Origin of the sequence: Tardiphaga sp. 813_E8_N1_3, from assembly GCF_051811025.1 — a bacterium.
GTDB lineage: Bacteria > Pseudomonadota > Alphaproteobacteria > Rhizobiales > Xanthobacteraceae > Tardiphaga.
This window is the reverse complement of the sequence record NZ_JBPWQE010000001.1, coordinates 5,946,926-5,965,968: the sequence shown is the minus strand read 5'-3', so window position 1 is coordinate 5,965,968 and position 19,043 is coordinate 5,946,926. Positions and strand designations below refer to the sequence as shown.

The window sequence follows — 19,043 nt, the reverse complement described above, 5'->3', positions numbered from 1 at the left end:
CGGCACCCATGAAGCGCATGCGGCGAGTAAGACGGCTGGCGCAGAAGTTTGGGCGGGCGCGGGCATTTTGCGTCGTGTTGCTGCTGGGCCTCGCATTGCTGCGTATCACAGATCCTTCGGCGATCGAGGAATTGCGCATGCGGACTTTCGACACCTATCAGGTGATCGAGCCGCGGGTGAAAACGGCAAGACCTGTCGTGATCGTCGATATCGACGAAAAGAGTCTCGCAAAGGACGGTCAATGGCCGTGGCCGCGCACCCGTGTTGCCGAACTCGTCACCAAGCTGACACGCGCCGGTGCGGTGGTGATCGCGTTCGACATCGTGTTTCCCGAACCGGACCGAATGACGCCGGCGATTGCCGCAGATTTCTTTCAGGGCCTCGATGAAGAGACCCGGGCCAAGCTCCGCGCGCTTCCGAGCAATGACGCGATACTCGCACAGGCGATAAGGCAGTCGCGTGTGGTATTGGGTGAATCGGGCTTGCCCAACCCGGTCAAGACGCTGGATAATTCGCTGCCGCTGACGGGGCTCGCCATGCTGGGCGGCGATCCTGCCCCGTACATGATCAATTTTCCGGGGCTGCTCCGCAACGTATCGACGCTGGAATCCGCTGCAGCCGGCCGCGGTCTGCTGACCATTCGTACCGAACGTGACGCGATCGTTCGGCGCGTGCCGATGCTGATGCAGGCTCAGGGCATGACGCTGCCATCACTGAGTTTCGAAATGCTGCGCGTTGCCACAGGTACGGATACCATTCTGACCAGATCGGACGATGCGGGTATTCGCAGCATCGCGGTCAAGGGCTTGCAAATCCCGACCGATCGCAACGGACAATTCTGGGTGCATTTCGCAAAGCACGATCCGTCAATATACATTCCGGCGTCCGATGTACTCGACGGCAGCTTCCCGCCCGGTGCCATTGCAGGCAAGCTGGTGTTGATCGGGACATCGTCGGTGGGATTGCTCGACGTCAAGACAACCCCGATCGATCCGGTGCTGCCGGGCGTCGAAGTGCACGCGCAGGTGCTGGAAAGCGCGTTGACACGGCAGGTGCTCTCGCAACCGAACTATGCGATCGCCGTCGAGCTCGGCATCGCGTTGCTGCTTGGTGTCGTGGTGATCTCGCTGGCACCGATGTTCGGCCCGGTGACGCTGGTCATCATGGGGTCGGTGTTTGCCGCACTACTCGCCGGCACGTCCTGGTACTTCTATACGAAGCATCGACTGCTGATCGACTTCACCTATCCCCTGTTCTCGACCACGCTGATCTATCTCACGCTTATCTTCAGCAATTTCGTGCGCGAGCAGGCGCAGCGCCGTCGCATCCGCTCGGCCTTCAGCCAGTATCTGTCGCCGGCGCTGGTGGCTCAGCTCGCCCAATCGCCGGAGAAGCTGGTGCTTGGCGGAGAGGAGCGCGAGATGACCATCATGTTCTCGGACGTGCGCGGCTTCACGACCATCTCCGAGTCCTACAAGCACGATCCGCATGGCCTGACCACGCTGATGAACCGCTTTCTGACACCGTTGACCAATGCAATCCTCGATCGCAAGGGCACCATCGACAAATATATGGGCGACGCCATCATGGCATTCTGGAATGCGCCGATCGACGACGATCAGCACCAGATCAATGCATGTCACGCCGCGCTTGACATGCTGGATCGCATCGACGCGCTGAACAAGCTGCGCCAGACCGAGGCCGAGAACGGCGGCCACGTCTACATCCCGATCAATGTCGGCATCGGCCTCAATACCGGCAGCTGCGTGGTCGGCAATATGGGATCGGACCTGCGCTTCGATTATTCGGTGCTCGGCGACAGTGTCAATCTGGCCTCGCGTCTCGAAGGCCAGTCAAAGGAATACGGCTTCCCGATCATCGTCGGCTCGAAAACCGCGCTCTCCGCCAAGGACAAGTTCGCCATTCTCGAACTCGACTTCATCATGGTGAAAGGCAAGAAAGAACCAGAAGTGATCTACGCCATCGCCGGACGGGAGGACGTGACGCATTCGGAACGCTTCCAGACGCTGCGCAATCTGACCATCGAGATGCTGGCTTGCTATCGTAATCGCGACTGGGACGACGCATTGTTCGCCATCGAGCGCGGTCGCAATTCCGATGTCGCGAATGCGCTCGAGAAGCTCTACGAGCTCTATGAGAAACGCATCCGCGCCTATCAAGAGAACCCGCCGCCGGCGGACTGGAACGGCTCGTTTGCATTGCTGACGAAGTGAGCCGTCATTTCGGGACGCGACCGCTGGCTCAGTGATCGTTTGAATTTCAAACAGCCACTTTGAACTTCAAACAGCCACCGCTCATCAGACATGCGTCATCACCCCTGTTGTTTGCGGCGCGGGGACGCCGTCGTGTTTCGCATTCCCGCCCCCTGTGAGAGGGCGTGCGGAACGTCGGGTGCCCGTTGCACCCTTGGGCCTGATGCGAATGCGGTCTTCCGCAATTGTGAGTGCATCAGGACTTTCGGAGGCGCCGAGCGATTGCCCGACGTTCCGCCTGCGGTGTTTTTTCGGTTGCTTGCACTTTGCCTCAGCGAACGATCCGATCACCGAATTAAAGTCCCAAGGCGATGGGAAGGGAGCCTCAAGCGAATAGGCCGGACGCGTTTCGATTTGGTCGTCCGTCACACTGTCCAGGGGTCTTTCCATCGCAAGGTCGGTCGTCTCCTTGCCAGTGGCAGTGCTGGCGCAGATCCGTCCTGCCCGAAGACAGACGTCACCCGTGAACCGCGTGACGCCGCATCTCCGGCGTCCACCGCATCCCACCCCGCGAACGTGACGATCGCGATCGCCCCTCTCGGTGGGGCAGGACAGAGGGGAATATAAACCTTGCGGAGATACTGTCAACGGAAGATAGGAAAAAATGTTTGACGCAACCTCGGCCACACCCGTCATTCCGGGGCGCGAGGAGACGCCGAAGGCGGCGTATCGCGAACCCGGAATCCCGACCTGTTTTGCGCTGAACACTCCCGGATTCCGGGTTTACACTTCAGCGGCTTCGCCGCTTTCGTGTGCCCCGGAATGACAGTGGAAACTCAGGGTTCGCGCTCTGCCGGCTTCGCCGGCGACGCGCCCCGGAATGACGATGGGGATGAACATGTCGGGCTTCCCCGCTCCCCCACTCAGAGTGTTTGAGAACGACGAAACGGAACGACGGCGGCGCGTCAGATCTCCCGCAGCGCCCGCATGCTGGGTACGCTGACTTCGGCGAGCTTCAGATTGTCTTCGTTCTGGTCGATCGCCACATATTGCCCGTCCCAATAGGTCAGCGCGGTATGCGGGACGGAGGTGATGACATCACGGACGCGGCCGATGACGATGGCGTGGGAGTGGCGCTCGATGACTTCCTCGACGTCGCAATCGATCGCCGCCAGGCTGCCGGCAAGCAGCGGCACGCCGGTTGCCCGGGTCACCCACTGCGCGCCGACGAAACGTTCTGCACCCTTCAATCCGCCCTTGCCCGAAAACCGCTCGGCCACATCGAGCTGATCGGCCGACAAGATGTTGACGCCGAAGGCGCCGTAGCGCTGCAGCAGCGGCCAGGACGACGACTCCCGGTTGACGCTAACAATCAGCGTCGGCGGATCGACCGACAGCGACGAGACCGACGTCACCGTCATGCCGGTAATGTCCTTGCCACGCCCGACGGTAATCACACTGACGCCGCCAGCCAGCACCCGCATGGCGCCGCGGAATTCCTGCGAAGAGACCTCGCGATCGGAAGAAATCTCGCGATCGACGGTGATGTTACGAACGACGGAATTCATGGCAGCCTCGCAGGTCACAATAGTCTCACAAGCCAGTGGCGTCGGCTCCCGGGCCGAGCAGATTGCGCAGGATCGAACCTTCCAGCGCCGCAAGATCTGCCGAACCACGCTGCCGCGGCCGGGCGATATCGACATTGATATCGTGCGCGATACGGCCGTCTTCAATCACCAGCACACGATCAGCCAATGCCACGGCCTCGGACACGTCATGCGTCACCAGAATCGAGGTGAAGGTCTGGTCGTGCCACACGCGGCCGAGCAGTTGCTGCATGGAAATACGCGTCAGCGCATCGAGTGCACCGAGCGGCTCGTCGAGCGCCAGCACGCGCGGATGACTGACCAGTGCCCGCGCCAGCGCGACACGCTGCTTCTGGCCACCTGACAGGACGGACGGCCATTGATCGCGCTTTTCGGCAAGACCGACTTCCGTCAATGCGCTTTCAGCGCGCGCCTTGGCATCGGCCGATGTCCGGTCCGTCCCCAAGCCAACTTCCACATTCGAGAGCACGCTGGCCCATGGCAACAGGCGCGGTTCCTGGAACATCACGCGGATGTCCTCCGCGCGGGTTTCCTCACCAAAGCTGATCGTGCCGGCGGTCGGCGCGTCGAGGCCTGCGATCAGGCGGAGCAGCGTGCTCTTGCCGCAGCCGCTCTGGCCGACAATGGCCACGAACTGGCCGGCAGGAATATGCAGGTCGACGCCGCGCAGCACTTCATTGCTGCCGAAGGATTTGCGGAGGCCGCGGATGGTGAGCGACAGACCACGGGACTTCTGCTCGGACGGGCGCCGCACCTGCGTGGCGAGGGCCTGTTCGAAATCGACGGGCGCATCGATGACCTGAGCATCGGCATGACTGAGGCGAAGAGACTGTTGCACGGTCATTTCAAATTCTCGCTTGCGAATTTCGCTCAATGTTTCTGAAAGGCCGGATGCCAGGACAATGTCAGCCGTTCCAGCGCGCGCGAGGCGCTGTCGGCGACCTTGCCCAGCAGGGCGTAGATCAGGATGCTGAGGACGACGACGTCGATCTGCATGAATTCGCGCGCCTGCATCGCCATGTAGCCAAGGCCCGACGAGGCCGCGATGGTTTCGGCCACGATCAGCGTCAGCCACATGATGCCGAGCGCAAAGCGCACGCCGACGAAGATCGACGGCAGCGCGCCCGGGAAGATCACGCGGCGAAACAATTCGCTGTTGCGCATGCCATAGATGCGGCCCATCTCGATCAGCTGCGGATCGACCGTGCGAATGCCGTGCAGCGTGTTGAGATAGATCGGGAAGAATACGCCAAGCGCGACCAGGAACAGCTTGGCCGACTCATCAATGCCGAACCACAGGATCACTAGCGGGATCAGCGCCAGATGCGGCACGTTGCGCACCATCTGCAGCGTCGTGTCGGTGAGCTTGCTGCTGAGCTGGGACAGACCGTTGGCAAGGCCGAAGGCAAAGCCGATGCTGCCGCCGATCAGGAAGCCGACGGATGCACGCCAGAACGACACCCAGATATTCTGGGCGAGTTCGCCCGAGACCAGCAGCTTCCACCCGGCCAAGGCAACATCCGTCGGCGCTGGCATCACCCGCGCCGGCACGTAGCCGGTCACGCAAGCGGCCTGCCAGACGAGCAGGATGACCAGTGGCACGATCCACTGGGTCAGGCCATCGATGCGCGGCAGGCGAAAGCTGCGTACGCGGGGGAGGATTTCAACAATGCTCATGATGGGTGCCTGTCGGAATTACGAGGCGCTCTGCGCGCGGTGCTCATTGGCAACGATTTCACCGACCGGGCCGGTGCGCGTCCGTAGCGATGTGACGTTGTCGTGCTGTTGCAGCGACAGCAGCGGGAAGACGAGCTCGGCGAAGCGATAGGCTTCCTCGAGATGCGGATAGCCGGACATGATGAACGTATCGACGCCGACGTCCTGATATTCCTTGATGCGCGCCGCCACCGTCTGCGCATCGCCGACCAGCGCCGTACCGGCGCCGCCGCGCACGAGGCCAACGCCGGCCCAGAGATTCGGGCTGATCTCGAGCTTGTCGCGACGTCCGCCATGCAGCTGCATCATGCGCTGCTGGCCGACCGAGTCCTGCCGGGCCAATGTCTTCTGCGCATTGGCGATGACATCATCGGTGACATATTGAATGAGTTCGTCGGCAGCCTTCCATGCCGCCTCGTTGGTCTCGCGCACGACCACATGAAGACGGATGCCGAACGACAGCTTGCGACCGCGCTTTTCGGCAGCAGCCTTCACCCGCGCGACCTTCTCGGCGACCAGCGCCGGCGGCTCGCCCCAGGTGAGATATTTGTCGACGGTGTCCACCGCAACATCGATGCCGGCATCCGACGAGCCGCCGAAATACAGTGGCGGGCGCGGCGACTGCACCGGCGGGAAGATAAGTCGACCGTCCTCGATCTGGATATGCTTGCCCTGGACATTGACAGTCTTGCCGGCCAGCAGGTCGTTATAGACGTTGAGGAATTCGCGGGTGACGGCATAGCGCTCGTCATGCGGCAGGAAGATGCCATCGCCCTTGTTCTCGACGGGATCGCCGCCGGTCACAACATTGATCAGGAGACGACCGTTGGTGACACGGTCCAGCGTCGCGGTCATGCGCGCGGCGACGCTCGGCGATTGCAGGCCCGGCCGGACGGCGACGAGATAGCGAAGCTGTTCAGTCCACGGGGCTACGGCGGATGCGACCACCCATGAATCCTCGCAGCTGCGCCCCGTAGGCAGCAGCACGCCGAAATAGCCCAGCTGATCGGCGGCCTGCGCGATCTGACGGAGATATTTAAAGTCGATCTCGCGCGCACCATGGGTCGATGCCAAATAGCGTCCATCGCCGTGGGTCGGCAGGAACCAGAGAACATTGGCTTTGGATGGATTGCTCATCGGTGACGTCTCTCTCGCATCGGGCGACCATTGCGGCACCGCGAGAGGATGGTGTCATGACATAAGTCTGTCGAGTGGCCCGGGAAAATAGCGACGTGCGCACTGTGACTTACGTCAATGACGAGACGTTCCTTTCAAACTTCCGGGCATATGCAGCGCATTTTTCTCCGCCAATCTTGCATCCCGCAGCGATCACAACCGCGTGGGTCGGAATGCAAGGGCCCGACCGGCGATCAGTGCGACTGAGCGGAGAATTTCATGCTGAGATCGCGGTGTGTGACATTCAGATTGTTTTGCTCAAAGGCTCATCATGAGAATGATCGTGCAGGCCGTCATTGAGCAATCTGGCGCTTTCGCCGCCGTCATTGACGCTTTGTTAATGACGTCAGCACCGCTACCGCTCCAAATCGTGCGGCATTTACACAACTACCCGCGTTTTGCGAACCGATTTAACCAAATCGACAAGGCGCTTTGCGAAGCTCGGCCACCATGCAGAATGCATCCGCCCCAGGCTCGTCGGCCTCTCCAATGGACAGCGACCGCCCGACCGTAACCTCTTCTACCGAGGCTGCGACCGGATTCGTGGATAGCGATGCCGGGCACGAATTGGAGATGCTGCGCGAGATCGTACGCATGCTGCCGGCCTCCGTCACTGTGCAAGACGATCAGGGCGACTTTCTGCTGGTGAATGATGCCGCGGCAATCCAGTTCAATGCATCGGCAGACCAATTCAACAGACCCGATCCGCAATCGGATTTTCTGGTGCAGGCACTGACGCATCGACGCATGACCGCGCTCGACCTGCTGCAGTCCGGCCGCTCCGCAGTGTTCGAGGAACGCGTCAATTCCGAACGCGACAGGCGGGTGTTCCTGACCACACATCGCCCGGTGCGAATCGGTGACCGCAGCGTGCTGCTGTCCAGCGCCATCGATGTGAGCCGGCAGAAAGAGATGGAAGAGGAGCTGTTTCGCCGCGCCTATTACGACGAGCTGACCGATCTGCCGACGCGGCGCGTGATCGAGAAACATGTCGGCGACATCATCGGCCATTCCGGCGAGACATCACATTTCGCGCTGGCCTTCCTCGACATCGACAATTTCAAGCACATCAACGACTATTACGGTCACAGCGTCGGTGATGCGCTGCTGGTACAGTTCGCCAAGCGGCTGGCGCTCGACCTGCGCGGCACCGACATGCTGTCGCGCATCTCCGGCGATGAATTCCTGCTGCTACTGAACCCGATCCAGAGCCAGCAGGAGGTCGCCGAATATCTGGAGCTGCTGGTACAGCGGCTGCGTGCGCCGTTCTTCATCGACGGCTCCGAAATATTCGCCTCCGCCTCGATCGGTGTCAGCCTCTATCCTGAACACGGCCGCAACTACGACGCACTGCATCAGAACGCCGATATCGCGATGTATCGCGTGAAGAATGAAACCAAGGGCGCTGCCGTGTTCTTCGACTCCAGCATGGAGAGCGAGGCGCTGACCCGCATGGCCACCGAACAGTCATTGCGGCTGGCGCTTCTCGACAAGCGGTTCTGCTGCGCGTTTCAGCCGAAGGTCGATATCCGCAGCCTGGAGATCAAGGGTATCGAGGCCCTGGTGCGGCTGCGTAACGACGATGGCGTGATCCAGGCGCCCAGCACCTTCATCAATCTGGCCGTCGAACTCGGCCTGATTGACGAGCTCACCCATCTGGTGCTCGCCGAGATCATGAAGTCGATCGACCTGATCGACGAGACCTTCGGCGCCACGGCCACTATCAGCATCAACGTCGCCGCCAAACAGGCGGGCAATCCGGAATTCATGCGCGCCTTTGCAAGGGCGATCGAGGAGACCGGCTGCCCGACGCGCTTCATGGTCGAAGTGACCGAAGACGCATTCGTCGCCAAGACGCATTTCCAGGACGATATCCTGCCGATGTTCCGCGCACTCGGCGTCGGCATCTCCATCGACGATTTCGGCGTCGGCTATTCGTCGCTGTCCGCGCTAGCGGATATCACCGCCGATGAGATCAAGATCGACCGCTCCTTCATCACGGACATCCACAAGCGCCCGCGCAGCCAGGGCATCCTCCGCGCCATCGAGTCGCTCAGCGAAGCGCTCGGCATGACGGTGATCGCCGAAGGTGTCGAGACCTTCGAGGAACTGGCCTATCTTCAGGCCGCGACCAAGATCCGCTATGCGCAGGGCTATTATTTCTCCAAGCCGATCTTTCTGGAAGAACTGCAGCCACAGGCGCGCACCAGTAGCGACGTGCGCGGCGCATCATCGGCTCGCCCGGCACCGGATGCCCGCCCGGCCTATTCCCGCGCCGGCGGCAGGGGATATTGAGGCACCGCCCTCTCCCCGTCATTGTCATCCCGCAACCACATCCCATCTGTTAAGGGACTGAAAACCACGCTGCGCATCACCAGAGAGCCCCCATGCCCGTCGTCCCGCTGTTTCTGAATATCCTCTGGATCGTGTTCGGCGGATTGGGAATGGCGGTTGGCTGGCTGATCGCAGCCGTCGTCATGGCCATCACCATCATCGGCCTGCCCTGGGCCCGCGCCGCCTTCAACATCGCCGCCTATACGTTGCTGCCGTTCGGCCAGCGCGCCGTTGACCGCGAGGCCGTCACTGGCCGCGGCGACATCGGCACCGGCGTCTTCGGCCTCCTCGGCAACATCATCTGGCTCGTGCTGGCGGGCTGGTGGCTGGCGATCGGCCATCTCCTCGCGGCGCTGGCCCTGGCGATCACCATCGTCGGCATTCCCTTTGCCTGGGCGCATCTGAAGCTCGCCGGCATCGCGCTCTGGCCGATCGGTAAGGTCATCGTACCGGCCTAACGCGCATTGCGTTGAACAAATTCAAATTTTCTCGTTGAGAGTGCGTCGCGCATACGCGTGATTAACTATTTCGCTCAATGGTGAAACGAGGTGGGCCTCGGACGCCGGAGTGAATATGCGTAAGCTTCCTTTTTTGATCGTTGCGGGTTCTTTCACGGCGGTTGTCGCCGCGGGCGCTGGCGCCTGGCATCTTTTCGGCCCCGCCCCTGCACAAACAGCCAAGGCAAAAGCTGACAAGAGCGAGCTGACGACCGCCTCGATCGACACGCGCGCCGCGAAGCCGGGCGCATCGACCGCGCCTGCCGAGCCAGCGCCACGCGTACAGGCCGTGGCGGCCGCACCGGCTGCCATGCCCGCAGCTTCCCCGGTCGAAAAGCGCCCGACCATCGCCAAGCCCGTCTGCAACAATCCGAACGCGCTCGGCGTGTCGCGTACCGTACAGATCGACACCACCGGCGGCCCCGGCCTCGGCATGTCGCAATATCGCGACTACGACTTCCTGCAGCCCGGCGAAGTCGTGCTGACCTTTGACGACGGCCCGTGGCCGGTGACCACGCCCGCCGTGCTGGCTGCGCTCAGCGCGCAATGCGTGCAGGCCGTGTTCTTCCCGATCGGCAAACATGCCACCTGGCATCCCGCGGTGCTGAAGCAGGTGATCGCCGCCGGCCATTCGGTTGGCACCCACACCTGGTCGCACCAGAACCTGGCGAGCAAGACGCCGCAGGAAGCCAAGGACGAGATCGAGCGCGGCATCAGCGCCATCACCCTGATGGCGGGTCAGCCGCTGTCGCCGTTCTTCCGCTTCCCGCAATTGCGCCAGAATGCGGAGCTGAAGGCCTATCTCGCCGAGCGCAACATCGCCGCCTTCTCCATCGACATCGATTCCGAGGACTTCCGCATCCATAACTCCGGCAAGCTGGTCGCCTCGGTGATGGAAAAGCTGAAGAAGAAGGGCAAAGGCATCATCCTGATGCATGACCTGCACAAGTGGTCCGCTGCCGCCGTGCCGGACCTGCTGGCCCAGCTCAAGGCCGGCGGTTACAAGGTCGTGCATATCCGCGCCAAGGACACGCTGCCGACGATCGCAAGCTATGACGCCGCCATCGCCGCCGAGCTTCAGCCGGTGAAAACCAGCAATGCGCGCCCGATTTCCAACGTGATCCAGACGGTCGACTAGCACCTGATCCACTCGGGTTGACCCAATCGAGGCCGGGGCGGCACCGCTGCCCCGGCCTTTTTGTGTTTCGTGGCAAGGCGCGCGGCGAAACAAAACGATCCCCCGACGAAACCATTATCCACCTCGACGCAGACCGCCTGAAACCGGGCATGGTTATCCATCTGTCCAACGAAGCGGCACACAGCGCCGCCCAACAGGGACAGTCACATGCGCATCATCGGTTTCATCGTCGCCTTCTCGTTTGCCTTTGCCGGCCCGTCATTCTCCGGCACCGCGATGAACGACCTGCCGGGCATCGGCACCTTTTCCTACAATGGCGCGGAGATCGCCTCTGAGACGGCGACGGCGAAATTCGCCTATCTGACGCTCACGCGTCGCGCCTGATCGCCCCCCTCCCCTCCGACATCCCCAGACACAGAAAGCCATCACCATGACCTCATTCAGCGCAAATCTGATCGGACACACGCTCAAGGCCGCCACTGTCGGCGCAATCCTGATGCTATCGGCGACGGCGAGCCAGGCCCAGTCAGCGAGCCCTTTTGCCGGCTTTGACGGATCGTGGAGCGGCAGCGGCACCGTGTCGCTGTCGGATGGCTCCTCGGAGCAGATCCGTTGCCGCGCCACTTACAATGTCGTTGGCGGGACCGCGCTGAAACAGTCCCTGCGCTGCGCCAGCGACAGCTACAAGTTCGAACTCAGCAGCGATGTGAAGAGTCAGGGCGGTCAGGTCACCGGCACATGGGGTGAGGCCAGCCGCAATATCTTCGGCAACCTGCAGGGTAGCGCCGGCGGTGGCCAGATCGATGTCTTCGTCGAGGCCGCCGGCTTCGCCGCCAACCTGACGCTGACGACCAAGGGCAACAAGCAGCTGGTCTCGATCAGCTCCAAGGGCCAGATCCGCGACGTCTCGATCAATATGATCCGGAGCTGACCCAGAACCTATGCGGCTTGATGCTGTCGACCGACGGCATCAAGCCCACCGCCTGACGCGAGTGCCTTAATGCCCGGCTGCCGTCTGCGCCTGATCACGCGAAGCAGCGGGTTTTCAATGGTGAGATGCACGATGATGCCCGCGCTGCCGGCTATGGCGACGTAGCACAGCATCATCATTGTCGATGCTTCGGGCGTCGGCAGCTGAAGCCATCGCTCATTACCTGTTTTCATGACGTCGAAAACGATCGGATGCGTGAGATAGATGGCGTAGGACGCATTGCCGATCAGAATCAGCGGCTGCCAGGTTATGGCACCGCCGGCATACTCGACAAACAGCGCACTCGCGACGATCACGACCGGCGCGGTTGCGGCGAGCGCCATATAAACCGACGGTGTGACGCTGTTTGCCCATAGCGGCCCCACGAATTGCGACCCATAGCAGAGTGTGACAAGTGCGGCGCCGATCCAGACAATGGCGCGTTGTGGCGCGGCGGGAGCAAAGACCTGCAGCGCATAGAAGATCGCGATCCCGGCGATGAAGAATTTCGTATAATCGAAGGACAGATAGTGGCAGGCAGCCGCCGTGCAGACCGCGGCCGCGGCATAGTTCAACGCCACCAGGCATCCGACAACGATCAGCGGCGCCAGACGGCGGCTGATCGTAAGCGCTGCTGCGAAGATCACATAGAAATACACCTCGTAATTCAGCGACCAACCGACATTCAGGATCGGATATTTGTCGCCGATCGGCGCGAACATCAGGCTGCGGCCGACATAGGCCCAGAGCGGCTCGGACGAACGGCCATCCAGCGGCTTTGCCCATGTCGCGGCCTCAAACAGAGCAGATCCGAACATCACGACAAGAAGGACGGCTGTGCACAGCCAATAGAGCGGTGCGATCCGCTCCAGGCGCTTGGCGAGAAAATCGTCATCGCCCTTCCGGGTGATGAAACACATGATGAAGCCGGAGATGACGAAGAAGGTGGAGACCCCGAAGAATTCGGTGTGCCAATCGCCCGCGAACTTGTAGCCGGTGTGGAAGAACACCACACCGAGGGCAGCTATGCCGCGCAACACCTGCAGATTTGACAGCATGGGGCTCCCTAGACCGCCCGTCGCGGTCGGGGGCAAACCTCTGGCAGAGACGAGAGTTCCGCCGATCTGGAACTCTTGCGGGACAAAGAAGGCGGCGAGGTGACGCCAGCAATCAGAAGCCGTAGAGCCGCGCGGGATTGTCGACCAGGATTGTCTTGCGAAGTGCCGCGTCGGGCGCCCACACCGCGAGCTGGTTCAGCAGGCGGCCATCGTCGATCTGATAGAGCGGCGTGACCTCGGTCGGCTTCCTGCCGGGCGGTGTCACCGAATCCGGATGCGGCCAGTCGGTGCCCCAGATGATCCGCTCCGGATTGGCGGCGATCAGCGCCTTCGCCAGCGGTGCAACATCGGGGAAATCCGGCCCTTGCGTCGAAGCACGATAGGCCCCGGAAATCTTCACATAGGCATTGCCGGTTTTGACGAGGTCGAGCAGGTCCGCAAAGCCCGGCTGATCCGGTCCGAGTCTAGCTTCCGCACCGCCGAAATGATCGAACACCAGCGGCATCGGCGCACTGGCAACGACATCCTTGATCGCGGATACCAATGGCAGATTGGTGAACATCTGGATGTGCCAGCCGCGCGCCTTCATACGCTCGATCGCGCCCATAAGACGCTGCTTGCCGATGGCGGGATCGCTCACACCGCTGGTCGCAAGATTGATCCGCATACCGCGAATGCCGGCGGCCTTCATCGCGTCGAGCTCGCTCTCCGACGTCTTGTCATCGATGACAGCAACGCCGCGCGCATCGTTGCCGCGCGCCTTCATGCCGAACAGGGTCGCCGAATTATCGGTGCCGTAGATGCTGGGCGTGACGATCACCACACGCTTGACGCCGAGTGCCTTGTGCAGCGCCGCCATTTCCTCCGGCGACGCCAGTTCGGGCGTGTAGACGCGACCTGCAAAGAACGGGAATTTTTCGGGATCGCCATGAATATGGGTATGACAGTCGCAGGCGTCCGCAGGCACCTGAAAGTTCACCGGCGTCGCCGGCTGCGCGGCCTTGCCAACCGCAAATCTATTGCTGAGCACGACCGCTCCCGCGATTGAAGAGAACAGAACACCGCGTCTTGTGAACATTGGTTCCTCCCTGATGTCGTGACGCCATTTTGGGCCGGCGTTCACTTGATTGAGGCCAACGTGATCGTTTCGCGATCGATGCGCAAGGGTGCTTCCACATGCTGCAAAGCGAAGACGACGGGGATTGCCCTCCTGCTGCACAGCCCCATGCCAAATTGACTGTGCAGCAGCTCGCTCGCAGTCATGTCACGGTTTGCGGACGGTCACGCGCAGGAACGTCGCCTTCACCGATGTCGTAGAAGGATCAGAGTTTCTATTCTGACTCTCGAAGAGCTTTACAAGCTCTCCCTTCAAGGTGTCGGCGCGACCGTCTTTTTCAGCCGCATCGAAGGCATTCATGGTCGGTCCGTAATATGCCTTGAACTGGTCGACGAACTTTGCCGGCGTTCCAGCAAAGTTGAATTCAAAGGAGTCACGAGCGAATGAGATATTTGGCTTCGGAATGCCCGCCGACGTGAAGCGCTCGACAACATTGTCCTCGAGACCCCAGGTCATGGGACTTACGAACCCTTCCGGTGGAGGAGGCGAATAGGACGAACTGATCTTGAGGATCTGCGCCACCAAAGTGGGATCGTTCGGGATCCAGTTTCCCATCACAATCCGGCCGCCAGGCCGCGTGACGCGAACCATTTCCCTGGCAACATCCGATGGCCGGGGCGCGAACATCGCGCCGAAGACGCTGACAACGAGATCAAAACTGTCGTCCTTGATATCTTTCAGATTCGACGCATCGCCTTCCTGAAAGCGACACGTAAGCCCTTCCGCCATCGCGCGCCTGTTGCCGGCCTCCACCAGATTGCGTGCAATATCGATACCCGTGACGTTTGCCCCGGCTCTTGCTGCTGGAAGCGCTGTCGTGCCGTCTCCGCATCCAAGATCGAGCACATTGCTTCCGCGCGTGACCCCGATCGACGCAACGAGCGCCTCGCCGCTGGCGCGCATCGTCTCCGCGATACGGGTGAAATCGCCTTTCTCCCAAAGAGCCTGGTTCGCATTCATGGGACGTCCTCCGATGTTCGACATGGGAACGGCCGGCGCCCTTGGTCGGTTCGCAGAATGGCGCCTGGGTAGCCGCAGTTATGTCACTCGGCTCTTGGTCTAGGTTCAGTATTCGCGATCGGACGACGTCCCGTTGCCAAACACAGCGTGATTGAGCAAATGGACGAGGTTCCGGGACAATCACGGGGAGTAACCTGGTCCCCTCGCCCGCGCGAAATACCCCCACGCCAGCGGCGCAAGCGCTTCTGCGCATCCAGGCCCGCTTCGAACGCGTGACCGTCGCCTGAAAGAGGGCAACGCCCCCTCCAACCGAGCCGTTTTCGCTCAAAACCGCCCCGGCCAGCCGTTGCCGCCGCCCGGCCAATCGGCTAAATGGACCCTCAAGCACCCGTAGCTCAGCTGGATAGAGCGTTGCCCTCCGAAGGCAAAGGTCACACGTTCGAATCGTGTCGGGTGCGCCAGATTTTGCCGCGCCGCGCTAGACGGCATGGCGGCGGGGTCAAGCCTAACGGATTGCGCCTCAGAGCTTTGCTTCCGTTAAGCCGTTCGACCATCCGCCCGCAGCGTCTCGTCGATGACATAATCGACCATCGCGTCCTGCAGATGATATTGGCGAACATGCTCGCGCAGATCCAGTGCCATCTGGCGCAGACGCGGCTTGTCACTCAGTCCGCGCTCGATCACGGCCGACAGACTGCCCGGGGTTACGTCGTACAGCAGGACATGCTCGTGCTCTCGAACGGGCGCGTGACGCTCGACCGTCGGATAGTTGAGAACCGGCACGGTCAGGCACTGCGCCGCCTCGGCGGTCCGATAGCACTCCCAGCTATAGCCCGACGGTGACCAGGCCAGCCATGCGCTCGAAAGCCGCCGCAGGAATTCGTCATGCGGTAGCCTCTCATGCGGAATATCGATCTTGAGGCCCTTGCTTTTCAACGCCTCGAGTTCTGAAAGACCGACACGGCGCACCCACGAATTTTCCGCGACTTCGCCAACGAAAAACACGTCAGACGTTTTTTCCGGAGGTTCGCCATCGGTATCGATCCTTGCTGCAGGAAGCGAAATGGGACGTATTTTCGCCAGACGTTCGTTCCAGCGCCGATTGCGCCGTATGCGTCGCGTCGGAAGTGCCGGATGGGCCGAGTGGCAGAGAATATGCCACCGATCGACGGGAAGTTCGCGCTTGAAAGCCGCGGCAGCCTTGTCGAGCAGAAAGAAGTTATGCGAGCCCACAATGAAGGCGTCGTTCATATCCAGAACAGCGATCGGCACGGGAAGCTTCACGAATCGTAGCCAGGAGACGCCGAACACTCTTGTCATCGCGGAGAGCGGGCGAAGCGGTTGTCGGAAGAAAGCGCGTAGCCAGTAGCGCGGATGCCACGCCGGGCGTAGCGGCATATAGACGATGATCAGGTCGTATTTCCCGCGTCGCGCCTCACGCATCGCCTTGATGAATCGCCAGGGCGTGCAGTCGGCGAAGCCTTTCGCCGCTCGCCCGCGAGGGATCGGACGTTCCCCCGTCCAAAGCACATCCGTCTCTTCGGGATAGACGTCCTTGCAGTAGTGCCAGGAGCCCAATTCGAGGATTCTCGGTCTCGTCCTATTTGGGCTTTCAGCCGTCGCGCTCACCGATGGAATTCCTTAACAGACGAGGCCAGCTCACAGGAGTTGCAATAGAACGGGTATCGCCATCACGGATTGATGCGCGACACGGCATGAATGCAACAAAAAAACGCGTCTGACGAGGGCGAAGAAGGCTGTAACATGCCCAGCTTGCAAGCGTTTTTGGCGAGCTAGCCTCAAGGCGCCTTTTGGCCCCTCCCAGAGCCACCTGCGATCGGACACCCTTCACCCGCTTGCTGCGTCGGGCTTGGGGGACCGCTGCTCGACTTGTTGAAGGTCGCTCGGGCATTTCCGATTTTCACCTGCTGCGCCTGATGACCGTTGCCGCTGCGAGACCCCTCGATAGGCGGCGTGGCGCCACCATTCGCATTCCATGTCGTCAGCTCAGCGCATCACGCGCTGTCGACACATCCTGTGCAAGATATAATGGACCACAACATCCTGAGCGCGCTTCGGAGTGGAGCGTTGCCTGGTTAGTCATGAGGCCGATCAAGCATGATATCAGGCCGGCCGTGGCCGAACATCGATACGTGGAATGACGGTTTGAGCAGTCGGAACTGACGAACAGGGCCGCACAATTTCACTATGCGGCTCCGAAGACACCCTCAAAAATCACCGGGTCGTTGCACAAGCTAGTTGACGTCGAGCGGGCGCCAAAGGCGGAGCGCACGCCGCAGTCCGACGCGGCGAGAGCACCATGCCGGCCCTCTTTCAACTCGATCCACTTCGACGACAGTCGTGGCAGAATGCCATCAACAAGACCCATCATTTTGAATGGGTCTAATTGATAATTCGCAACGACGCGTCAGTCGCTACTGCCTTGTGGCTCGGGCCGCTCCTCATCAGGCGCATCAACGAGCGCCTTCTCCCGGGCAAGGCCCCGCTCTTCCTGCACCCTGATATTATGCATCAGGGCTGTCAGGCGCCGGCCGGTGATGGGCTGACCATCCCCCTGGGTGACACCCTGCGCAGCAAGGCCCGCAGCAATTTCGGTCCACGTTGCGCCGTCTTCACGATGCATCCGCTCCAATTCCCGAAGGTTCTTTCGAATAATTTCAGTCGCGCCCGATTTGATCTTGCCGATCGGCGAATCCTGCCGTTCGGCTTTCAACAATTTCACGTAATCGCGAAGGCTTTTGAGATCGATATCCATGGCCACGGCAATAGTGTCGGTTTCTTAAAACGCCACTTCATCAACCGATGAATAGCCCCTACCGATCTATTATCAGGACATCCGGCATTTAACTCAATGCGCAGTTTACCGATTCGATCTCATTGACTATCGAGTGAAGCGGCCCTGCTCATCTATATTTTTATGAATCAATTTCAATATTGTTTGGCTCTTCTTTGATTTGGTTGCGTCGCATTTCATCAAGGATGCATGCGCCCGCCCGGCACGCTTTCCATCAAACTGCCGCCCCGCGACGACGAGAAGCTCATCGACCAGAAGCCGACGACCACACGATTACCACACAAATAACTACACGATGACTTTGCGCTCTTGTGCACTACGTGTCAGCCCGCGCGGCATCACTCGATCGCATGATCACCGACCAGAAAATCCGCATCGGTCCGCGATGTGCAGCCTCCTTCAGTTGATCATTTGTTCAGACACGCGCCGCGACGGCTTCGCGCAAGCTTCGCTTGTTACGCCGCTCTTACGATTTGATTGCCGCTGCAGACAGTCATGACCAATGCAAAGATCAGCATGACGATGTCCAAGATACCGTCGGATTCACGGTCAAGCGCTGTGGAAAACGGCAGCCTGTTTCGTGAGCAATCACCGAATTCACACTCCAAGCCAAAACCTCATGTCGCCGCTGCCGCCGCGATCGACGAGCGTCTCGCCAGCGAAGCGCGGGCAAATATGCAACGCGCTCGCGCTTCCACCCTCGAAGAGCCGATCAAGTCAAAGGTGCGCTTCACTGTGCCGCCGGCCCGTATTGTCGCAAGACCGTTACAATCGCCGGCATGGAAAGCTCCGTTCTTCTCCCTGGCAATGGTCGTCGGCCTGTCAACGGTCGTTTCCGCTGGCGCAATTGCCTATCTGTTCCTGCGGCCGATGACATCTTCAGCCGTATCCGATGCAGATCTTCGCAGCATTCGCGATTCCGTCGCGCAGCTACGACGGCAAGTTGCAGACGTGACCGGCGATGTGGCTAGCAGTCGCGCTGCCGTTGAAGCAGCCCGTACGCAGGCCGCCGAACAGGCAAACCGCGCACAGGATCGCGCCGAGCGTGAACAGGCGGCCCTGGCTGCAAAATTTGCACGCATTGCTGACGAGAAAACCCAAGCGGTACAGGTCGCGGCTACGCTGGCGAACGCTCCCGACATCACCGGCACGGTGCAGCCTCAGGCGCAACGGCCAGCAAGTACGTCACGCGACGTTATTCCCGGCTGGCACGTGCGCCGCGCCTATGATGGCGTCGCCGTGCTTGAGGGCAAAACCGGTGTGATTGAGGTCGTGCCGGGGCAGGATGTCCCTGCTCTCGGGCGAATCCAGGAAATCAAGAACGAAAACAACCGCTGGCAGGTTCTGACCAGCAGAGGCGTCATCCTTTCAGGTCGCTGAATTGATGCCTCGATTTGAGTGACTGATACTTACGGCCACGCACAGGCAGGATGCTCGTGACA

The 19,043-nt window shown here is 60.8% G+C and carries 15 protein-coding genes, 1 tRNA gene and 1 pseudogene; 8 read left to right on the top strand and 9 right to left on the bottom strand.

What is annotated here, in order from left to right; genetic code table 11:
* The first annotated feature begins 8 nt into the window (after positions 1-8).
* A complete protein-coding gene (locus AB8A33_RS28290; RefSeq protein WP_439095776.1) occupies positions 9-2,234 on the top strand; it encodes a CHASE2 domain-containing protein in 2,226 nt (741 codons plus the stop codon).
* 944 nt (positions 2,235-3,178) lie between these two features.
* Here the strand turns inward: AB8A33_RS28290 and AB8A33_RS28285 are convergent.
* The 4 genes and pseudogenes from AB8A33_RS28285 to ssuD form a co-directional block, all read right to left on the bottom strand.
* On the bottom strand, positions 3,179-3,781 hold the full coding sequence (locus AB8A33_RS28285) for a flavin reductase family protein (protein WP_231078779.1): 603 nt from the start codon (positions 3,779-3,781) through the stop codon (positions 3,179-3,181).
* Positions 3,782-3,806: 25 nt separating this feature from the next.
* Positions 3,807-4,451: pseudogene (locus AB8A33_RS28280) on the bottom strand (ATP-binding cassette domain-containing protein); the annotation flags it as partial.
* A gap of 239 nt (positions 4,452-4,690) precedes the next feature.
* Complete coding sequence (gene ssuC, locus AB8A33_RS28275) at positions 4,691-5,497, bottom strand: aliphatic sulfonate ABC transporter permease SsuC (RefSeq protein ID WP_068729785.1); 807 nt, start codon at positions 5,495-5,497, stop codon at positions 4,691-4,693.
* Positions 5,498-5,515: 18 nt separating this feature from the next.
* Positions 5,516-6,673: an FMNH2-dependent alkanesulfonate monooxygenase gene (gene ssuD, locus AB8A33_RS28270; RefSeq protein WP_439095775.1), complete on the bottom strand. Its 1,158-nt coding sequence runs from the start codon at positions 6,671-6,673 to the stop codon at positions 5,516-5,518.
* Between the two features lie 612 nt (positions 6,674-7,285).
* Here ssuD and AB8A33_RS28265 point away from each other — a divergent pair.
* From AB8A33_RS28265 to AB8A33_RS28245, 5 genes are all read left to right on the top strand, one after another.
* Positions 7,286-9,007, top strand: a complete 1,722-nt coding sequence (locus AB8A33_RS28265) for a putative bifunctional diguanylate cyclase/phosphodiesterase (RefSeq protein ID WP_439096090.1) — start codon at positions 7,286-7,288, stop codon at positions 9,005-9,007.
* Positions 9,008-9,099: 92 nt separating this feature from the next.
* Positions 9,100-9,504: a YccF domain-containing protein gene (locus AB8A33_RS28260; protein ID WP_093757646.1), complete on the top strand. Its 405-nt coding sequence runs from the start codon at positions 9,100-9,102 to the stop codon at positions 9,502-9,504.
* A 115-nt stretch (positions 9,505-9,619) separates the two neighbouring features.
* A complete protein-coding gene (locus tag AB8A33_RS28255; protein WP_439095774.1) occupies positions 9,620-10,681 on the top strand; it encodes a polysaccharide deacetylase family protein in 1,062 nt (353 codons plus the stop codon).
* Between the two features lie 207 nt (positions 10,682-10,888).
* Complete coding sequence (locus AB8A33_RS28250) at positions 10,889-11,065, top strand: hypothetical protein (protein ID WP_439095773.1); 177 nt, start codon at positions 10,889-10,891, stop codon at positions 11,063-11,065.
* 46 nt (positions 11,066-11,111) lie between these two features.
* Positions 11,112-11,612 (top strand): hypothetical protein, encoded by a 501-nt coding sequence (locus AB8A33_RS28245; protein ID WP_116659886.1) that lies wholly within the window; start codon positions 11,112-11,114, stop codon positions 11,610-11,612.
* Positions 11,613-11,620: 8 nt separating this feature from the next.
* On the opposite strand, the gene AB8A33_RS28240 is transcribed toward AB8A33_RS28245, so the two are convergent.
* The 3 genes from AB8A33_RS28240 to AB8A33_RS28230 all read right to left on the bottom strand — a co-directional run bounded on the left by AB8A33_RS28240 (position 11,621) and on the right by AB8A33_RS28230 (position 14,786).
* On the bottom strand, positions 11,621-12,709 hold the full coding sequence (locus AB8A33_RS28240; RefSeq protein ID WP_439095772.1) for an acyltransferase family protein: 1,089 nt from the start codon (positions 12,707-12,709) through the stop codon (positions 11,621-11,623).
* 112 nt (positions 12,710-12,821) lie between these two features.
* A complete protein-coding gene (locus AB8A33_RS28235; protein WP_439095771.1) occupies positions 12,822-13,787 on the bottom strand; it encodes an amidohydrolase family protein in 966 nt (321 codons plus the stop codon).
* A gap of 186 nt (positions 13,788-13,973) precedes the next feature.
* On the bottom strand, positions 13,974-14,786 hold the full coding sequence (locus AB8A33_RS28230) for a class I SAM-dependent methyltransferase (protein ID WP_439095770.1): 813 nt from the start codon (positions 14,784-14,786) through the stop codon (positions 13,974-13,976).
* Between the two features lie 384 nt (positions 14,787-15,170).
* Between AB8A33_RS28230 and AB8A33_RS28225 the strand changes: the two genes are divergently transcribed.
* Positions 15,171-15,247 (top strand) — tRNA-Arg (locus tag AB8A33_RS28225).
* 76 nt (positions 15,248-15,323) lie between these two features.
* Here the strand turns inward: AB8A33_RS28225 and AB8A33_RS28220 are convergent.
* Both AB8A33_RS28220 and AB8A33_RS28215 read right to left on the bottom strand, forming a co-directional pair.
* Positions 15,324-16,316: a glycosyltransferase family 1 protein gene (locus AB8A33_RS28220; protein ID WP_439095769.1), complete on the bottom strand. Its 993-nt coding sequence runs from the start codon at positions 16,314-16,316 to the stop codon at positions 15,324-15,326.
* A gap of 898 nt (positions 16,317-17,214) precedes the next feature.
* On the bottom strand, positions 17,215-17,562 hold the full coding sequence (locus AB8A33_RS28215) for a hypothetical protein (protein WP_439095768.1): 348 nt from the start codon (positions 17,560-17,562) through the stop codon (positions 17,215-17,217).
* A 534-nt stretch (positions 17,563-18,096) separates the two neighbouring features.
* Between AB8A33_RS28215 and AB8A33_RS28210 the strand changes: the two genes are divergently transcribed.
* Positions 18,097-18,981 (top strand): hypothetical protein, encoded by an 885-nt coding sequence (locus AB8A33_RS28210; protein WP_439095767.1) that lies wholly within the window; start codon positions 18,097-18,099, stop codon positions 18,979-18,981.
* Positions 18,982-19,043 lie beyond the last annotated feature (62 nt).

What these genes read in the sequence shown, in the direction of transcription:
- AB8A33_RS28290 (WP_439095776.1), top strand. Translation starts at nt 9, where the DNA reads ATGAAGCGCATGCGGCGAGTAAGACGGCTGGCGCAGAAGTTTGGGCGG.
- AB8A33_RS28285 (WP_231078779.1), bottom strand. Translation starts at nt 3,781, where the DNA reads ATGAATTCCGTCGTTCGTAACATCACCGTCGATCGCGAGATTTCTTCC.
- ssuC (WP_068729785.1), bottom strand. Translation starts at nt 5,497, where the DNA reads ATGAGCATTGTTGAAATCCTCCCCCGCGTACGCAGCTTTCGCCTGCCG.
- ssuD (WP_439095775.1), bottom strand. Translation starts at nt 6,673, where the DNA reads ATGAGCAATCCATCCAAAGCCAATGTTCTCTGGTTCCTGCCGACCCAC.
- AB8A33_RS28265 (WP_439096090.1), top strand. Translation starts at nt 7,286, where the DNA reads ATGCTGCGCGAGATCGTACGCATGCTGCCGGCCTCCGTCACTGTGCAA.
- AB8A33_RS28260 (WP_093757646.1), top strand. Translation starts at nt 9,100, where the DNA reads ATGCCCGTCGTCCCGCTGTTTCTGAATATCCTCTGGATCGTGTTCGGC.
- AB8A33_RS28255 (WP_439095774.1), top strand. Translation starts at nt 9,620, where the DNA reads ATGCGTAAGCTTCCTTTTTTGATCGTTGCGGGTTCTTTCACGGCGGTT.
- AB8A33_RS28250 (WP_439095773.1), top strand. Translation starts at nt 10,889, where the DNA reads ATGCGCATCATCGGTTTCATCGTCGCCTTCTCGTTTGCCTTTGCCGGC.
- AB8A33_RS28245 (WP_116659886.1), top strand. Translation starts at nt 11,112, where the DNA reads ATGACCTCATTCAGCGCAAATCTGATCGGACACACGCTCAAGGCCGCC.
- AB8A33_RS28240 (WP_439095772.1), bottom strand. Translation starts at nt 12,709, where the DNA reads ATGCTGTCAAATCTGCAGGTGTTGCGCGGCATAGCTGCCCTCGGTGTG.
- AB8A33_RS28235 (WP_439095771.1), bottom strand. Translation starts at nt 13,787, where the DNA reads ATGTTCACAAGACGCGGTGTTCTGTTCTCTTCAATCGCGGGAGCGGTC.
- AB8A33_RS28230 (WP_439095770.1), bottom strand. Translation starts at nt 14,786, where the DNA reads ATGAATGCGAACCAGGCTCTTTGGGAGAAAGGCGATTTCACCCGTATC.
- AB8A33_RS28215 (WP_439095768.1), bottom strand. Translation starts at nt 17,562, where the DNA reads ATGGATATCGATCTCAAAAGCCTTCGCGATTACGTGAAATTGTTGAAA.
- AB8A33_RS28210 (WP_439095767.1), top strand. Translation starts at nt 18,097, where the DNA reads ATGACCAATGCAAAGATCAGCATGACGATGTCCAAGATACCGTCGGAT.